General features: G+C 65.5%; 5 protein-coding genes. 2 read left to right on the forward strand and 3 right to left on the reverse strand.

Features of this window, described 5'->3' with window-relative positions; translation table 11 throughout:
* Both X739_RS136725 and X739_RS136720 read left to right on the forward strand, forming a co-directional pair.
* A partial coding sequence (locus X739_RS136725; protein ID WP_023796680.1) for a DUF1403 family protein occupies nucleotides 1-776 on the forward strand: 776 nt, incomplete at its 5' end.
* A gap of 2 nt (nucleotides 777-778) precedes the next feature.
* Nucleotides 779-1,573: an SMC-Scp complex subunit ScpB gene (locus X739_RS136720; protein WP_023796681.1), complete on the forward strand. Its 795-nt coding sequence runs from the start codon at nucleotides 779-781 to the stop codon at nucleotides 1,571-1,573.
* Here the strand turns inward: X739_RS136720 and X739_RS1000000171450 are convergent.
* The 3 genes from X739_RS1000000171450 to X739_RS136710 all read right to left on the reverse strand — a co-directional run bounded on the left by X739_RS1000000171450 (nucleotide 1,537) and on the right by X739_RS136710 (nucleotide 5,193).
* Nucleotides 1,537-1,947 (reverse strand): RES domain-containing protein, encoded by a 411-nt coding sequence (locus X739_RS1000000171450; protein ID WP_348625788.1) that lies wholly within the window; start codon nucleotides 1,945-1,947, stop codon nucleotides 1,537-1,539. The genes X739_RS136720 and X739_RS1000000171450 overlap by 37 nt on opposite strands.
* Entirely contained in the window at nucleotides 1,853-2,239 is a 387-nt protein-coding gene (locus X739_RS136715) for a hypothetical protein (RefSeq protein WP_023796682.1), read from the reverse strand. Before X739_RS136715 ends, X739_RS1000000171450 begins: the two co-directional genes overlap by 95 nt.
* A 470-nt stretch (nucleotides 2,240-2,709) precedes the next feature.
* Nucleotides 2,710-5,193: an adenylate/guanylate cyclase domain-containing protein gene (locus X739_RS136710; RefSeq protein ID WP_023796683.1), complete on the reverse strand. Its 2,484-nt coding sequence runs from the start codon at nucleotides 5,191-5,193 to the stop codon at nucleotides 2,710-2,712.
* Between the last annotated feature and the right edge of the window lie 263 nt (nucleotides 5,194-5,456).

Genomic DNA, 5,456 nt, shown 5'->3' on the forward strand with positions numbered 1-5,456 from the left:
GGCTGGCGCTGAAAAGTGCTGCCGCCAGCATGCGTCTCGTGGGCCGCGCCGAGGACGAATTCGCCCTGCGCGACGCTTGGCATCTGCGCCAGGCCGAGGCCGACCCCGGCCCCGCCGGCACCATCTTTGGCGCCTGGCGGCAGTTGGCCGGGCGGCCGCCCGTCGCTACCCCTGACCGGCTTGGCAACATACTCGACCAGCTTGGGCTCCATTGGGATGTCGAGGCGCTGGCCGCGCTTTGTGAACACATCGACGACCTGGCGCGCTCGGAGCGGCCAGCGCCGTTCGCCGCGGCGGCGATCGCCGCCCGTGTCGTCGCCATGCGTCCCGATGCGGAGCTTTTGGCCTGGTGGCTCGCCGACCTAGTGCTGGCGCAAAGCCTGCGCTGGCCGCGGACGCTACCGCTGCTGATAGTTCAGGCCTTTGGCCCGGCCTTCCGCACCGAGGGTGCCGGCGGCAAGCGCATCCGTCCCGGGGAGAAAAGTTTTGAGCGCGCAGTCTGCCTGGCGCTGGTTGAGGGAGCGACCGAGGCCTGCCGGCTAGCCAGCGAGCTGTCGCGTCGTGCCGAAAAGCTTCTGGCGGTGGCGCCAAAGCTGCGCGCGAAAGGCGCCAGCGACGTGATTTTTTTGCTCCTGAATGAAGATGCAGTCTCGGGTTCGCTGACGACAAAAAACCTGTCGCGCTTTGCGGCGCGGCGGCTGTTCGACCGGCTGCAGCAACTGGACGCCGTGCGCGAGCTCTCGGGCCGTCAGACCTTCCGAATATTTGGGCTTTAGGGATGAGCCAAGCCTCCGCCCGCAGCAAACCGAACGATCAGCCGGCGCTGCTCGACACCGAGCTCGATCACCTGCCGCTAGAACTGCGTTGGCGTGAATGGATGGGCCGCGTGGAAGCGGTGATCTTTGCCGCTAGTGAGCCGGTGACACGCGAGGTGTTGGCGCGGGTCGTCGGCAGAAGCTGCAATCTCGAGCTGGTCATCGACGACATCCGGGCCGAGCTCGCCGGCCGTCCCTACGAGCTGGTGTCGGTCGCCGGCGGCTGGCAGCACCGGACCAAGAAGGTTTTTGGCGACGCCATCCATGCCGCCTTCGGCACGCCGGCGGGGGAGGGTGCAAAAGAACTGTCGCAGTCGGAGGCGCTCGTGCTGATGTGCATTGCCTATTTCCAGCCGATCACGCGTGGCGAGCTGTCTTCCTTCTTCGGCAAGGAGGTCTCGCGCGATCTGATCGGTGTGCTACGGGGACAGGAGCTGATCGCCTCGGGGCCCCGTAGCCCGAAGCCGGGCGCCCCCTACACCTATGTGACGACGAAGACTTTTCTGTCGCAGTTCGGGCTCGAGACGCTGCGCCAGCTGCCGGATTTCGAGGCGCTCGAAGACGCCGGGCTGCTGTCGAAGGAAAAGCTGCTGGCCGGCGATATACCGACCGGTCTTGGCCGGGGGAGGGCGACGGCGAAGAGGGCGAGCCAACGAGAGGCGTCATTGAGAACGAGGTGCTCTGAACTGATTAAAACGGGTTGCTTACGGCAGCTAGCAACTCAGGACCAGGACGACTGGTCATGCGGCAGCCGGTGATCGGGATCGTGAACCGCGACGTGATCGCCTTCGACAAGATTGGCCGGAAAGATTAGCAGATTGGTGCCGCCGGCATGACGAAGCGACGGAAACAGGATACCGCGAAGCCCCGCCGTCATGACAAGGCACGCAAGCTTCCACGATGAGGTATCTTGCTGTCGATGCGAGCGATCTGGCACCAGGCACAATCCCATTCCCTCCAGGCACTGTCCCAGACATTCGGGTCGAACCCCTGCGATTGATCGGTGAAGATCTCGTCCGGGCCGACGCGGGTGACTTTCACCCGCGCGCCCCGTTCTCGAGATCTCGGATGAAGGCCAGGACTGCTTCGGCCTGGCCGTCGGCAACGAGCTCGGCCGCCGAGCGGTGGCCATAGTCGGCGATCGGTTCGTTGCGGTACCAGTAGATCGCCTTGTCGACGTCGCCGGTGAGTTCCATTGCGGCCGAAATCACCTTGACCATCTCACGCATCCGACGCTGCAGGCGCTCCGATGCGGGATTGCGGAGCGTGTTGCGATGGACGCCGGTGAATTGCGCCAGCTTGGCCACCTTCACCCCAAGCGCCTGCGACAGGCGCTTCGGCGATATATAAGGTGTGCGCGGCTCCTGCAGGCTGTCGACAAAGCCTGAGACCGCTTTCGATTGTGCGAGCTGTGCGTGGGTCAAGACAACTCTCCGACCTCTCTCATACGCACAATATATGCACATTCTTGGGCATAGAAAGTGAACAATTCCCTGGCGCCCTTCCAGCGCCCTGTCTGTCCTTCCTCATCCTCGCAGCGGTTGCCGGCTGGCGGCAGCAATGCGCCTCATGTCGGCCGTTAAGGTGAGTTGGGCCGTCGCCTGAAAGCAGTCATCGCCGTCGACCAACGGTGGAGCAGTGGCGCCACCAGTGAACTCTTCAAACCCCGGTTCTCAGCTGTCCTAACCTATCGCCATGAAGATCTAGACGGGGTGGAGCACGCACCTACCCTCATCCTGCGTATCGCCCTGCTCTACGCTTCAGCCAGAGCCCTCAGCCGATCGACCGGCGATGAGAACTTTCCCAACGGCGAGGTCTCGCGCGCATCTCATCATGACCAGCGACGACCGTCTGGCGCTCCCGATTGTGACGGAAGTGAACCTCTCAGCAAGCATCAACCCCGTGTTTGAACTTCGCCGCCGCGCATCTCCGTCAGGCCGGCGCACAGTTTCGCCCTGTCCAGGGCATGCCTGATCGGAAAAGTGCCGAGAAACCACGCGAGAATATCCTCCTGCGATGGGTTCGCGGGTCCGGCCCAGGCGGCTCCTGCTGCCGCGAAAAGCTGATCGAGCGCCGATTGCCGCTCCTCGATGCGGCCGAGCCTGCCGAGCGCGGCCGCTTTCCATCCGGGCGTGTCTATGATCAGGTTCTGCGAGCGCTCGGCAGCCTCGATGCTGCCCGCGTAATCGCCGATCAGAAAGCGCGTCGCCGCCATGTGCGACCATTGATAGTCGGGAAACAGCGACGTCAGGTCGAGCGCGTGCTGGTTGAGCCGGGCAGCAAGGTCGATCCGCCCCATGAAGGCCAGTCCGAGCGCCGCCGACACCGTGATCTTCGGATCGTTCGGATTGAGCTCGGATGCCAGCTCGAAATGCAGCTCGGCCTGCTCGTAGCGCTCCACCATCGCCGCGGACCAGGCGACCACCATCTGGTTGCGCGCATCGAGCGGGTCGAGCTCGACCGCCCGCCTGGCGAGCGCAAGCGCGCGTTGCTCGGCCGTCGCATCATGCGGGCTTCCGGGCCTGATGAAAGGCCGCGAATTGTAGACGCTGGCGAGGCTGGCATGTGCCGGGGCGAAGCTCGGATCCTCGGCGATCGCCTGGTTGAACAGGCGCTCGGCTTCATCCTCCGCGTCGGCCGACCAGCGCAGCAGCAGGTGCTCGCCGCGCAGCCATGCGTCGTAGACGCCCAAATCCTCGGGAAGCCGCTGCACGGCGCGCGAAAGGCGGTCCTGCGAGAGATAGACCTCTAGCTTCGACGTCAGGCGTGCGACCAACCGGCGCTGGGTCGCATGCCAGCTCGCCAGGGTCAGCCGGTAGGACTCGCTCCAGACGACCCGCCTGGCGGCGCTCTCGTCGAGCGTGACGACCAGCGCAAACTCCTCGCCGAGGTCGCTGCAGCCGGCCTTGAGCCGGTAGTCGGCATCCGCCGCATCGTCACCGTACTGCATGTCAATGATCGTCAGTTCGCGGAATTTCGACAGGCTGATGATCAGTTCGGAGCGGAAGCCGGTCGCGAAGGCCGCTGTCGATTCCGCCTCGCTGCTGAAGCTCGAGACGGCGATGACCGGAGCGCGCTGGTGCGATGGCTTCTCGGGCTGTCGCGGCAGCGCGGGGTCCGACAGGCTGGCGGCGAGCGCAACGGTTTCGGCGCTGGGTTTCAGCTGATATTCCCGCTCGAGGCGGGCGACGAGCTTGTCATAGACGCGCCTTGCCGCGGCAACGTTCTGGTGGGACGCATGGTGGCGCATCAGGCAGCGCACGGCGCCCTCGTGCGACGGCTCGAGCATCAGCAGGGCGCTCGCCGCATGCCGGATGATCGGTTCGCTCGCGTCGAAGCGACCGAGAATGTTCTCGAGCGCCTCTTCCGCCCGGTTGCGGCGATTGTGGCGGGCGACGCTCAGCCAGGCGCCATAGAGGCTGCTGACGGATTCGAAGCCGTAGAGGATGGCCTCCGCCCAGTCGGACCGCTCGAGCAGCGTATCGTCCACCTTGCCTTCGCTGAGGTCGACGAAGATGCGATTGATGTCGACGACAACGCGTGCGGGATCCAGGCTCACATAGGCGCCATGCCGCAGCCCGGATTCCCTCGATCCGCGGGAAAGCGCCTTGGCGGCGACGCGCAGCCCACGTGTCAGGGCGCTCCTCGCCTCGGCGTGCGGGCGCTTGGGCCACAGCAGCGCCGCCATCCGGTCCTGCAATTCACGAAATTCGGTCGACAGTACGAGATAGCCGATCAGCGCCTGTGCCCAGCGGGACCGCAGGGCAACCGGCTCGCCGACGTCGTCGAGCACGGCCAGCCCGTCCAGGACGGAAACCGAGAAATGTGGTGCCCGGCTCGCTTCCTCGCCGGGCGTGTCGCCGGGAACCACATGGTAGAGCGACATCTGTTCGGGCAGGTTCTTGAGCGTGTGGCGGCCGGCGAACCGGAAACCGCAGCCGGTCATGCCGCGCGCTGCCCGGCATACCTCCTCCGTCACGCAGGTGCCGCCGGGTTTGGCCAGCGTCTGGACGCGCGCCGCAATGTTGACGGCATGGCCGTACGCATCGCCCTCGTGACGGCGCACCTCGCCCAAGTGGATGCCGATCCTGAAGCGGCCGGCAGCGGGCAGCTCTACGGCCAGCGCTGCCAGCCTGCGCTGCATCGTGACCGCGTAGTTGACCGCATCCGAGACGCTGTCGAACAGAGCGAGCACGCCATCACCGGTCGACTTGACGAATTCGCCACGGTGCTCGGCGGACAAATCCCTGAACAGCGCAAAGCACTGGGTGACGAGGTCGATCGCCGCGAGCTCGCCCGCGGCGGTGAGGCGGGTGTATTGCGAGAGATCCGCGAACAGGATCGCCTTCAGCGCCGGCAATTCGACTTGGGTTTGCATAATGGCCGGCTCGCGCTACGGTCTTGACTGATATTGTGGCCCGGCTGATCACGTCTGTCGATGGGATCGCGCCGGGATGGTAAGCATGGCGATGACGAACGCGAAAGAGACCAGGCGGGCACTCGATCAGCTCTTCGACATTCTCGATCTGCCGGGAGGCGGCGGCCCGGTGCGCCTGGCGATCGCGATGCCGCGTGCGGCGCTGGTGCGGCTGCCGGGCTTCCCGCAAGTTGCCCTCCCCGACTCGGGGCGCGTCGCGACCG

The organism is Mesorhizobium sp. LNHC209A00 (assembly GCF_000502915.1).
Classification (GTDB): Bacteria; Pseudomonadota; Alphaproteobacteria; order Rhizobiales; family Rhizobiaceae; genus Mesorhizobium.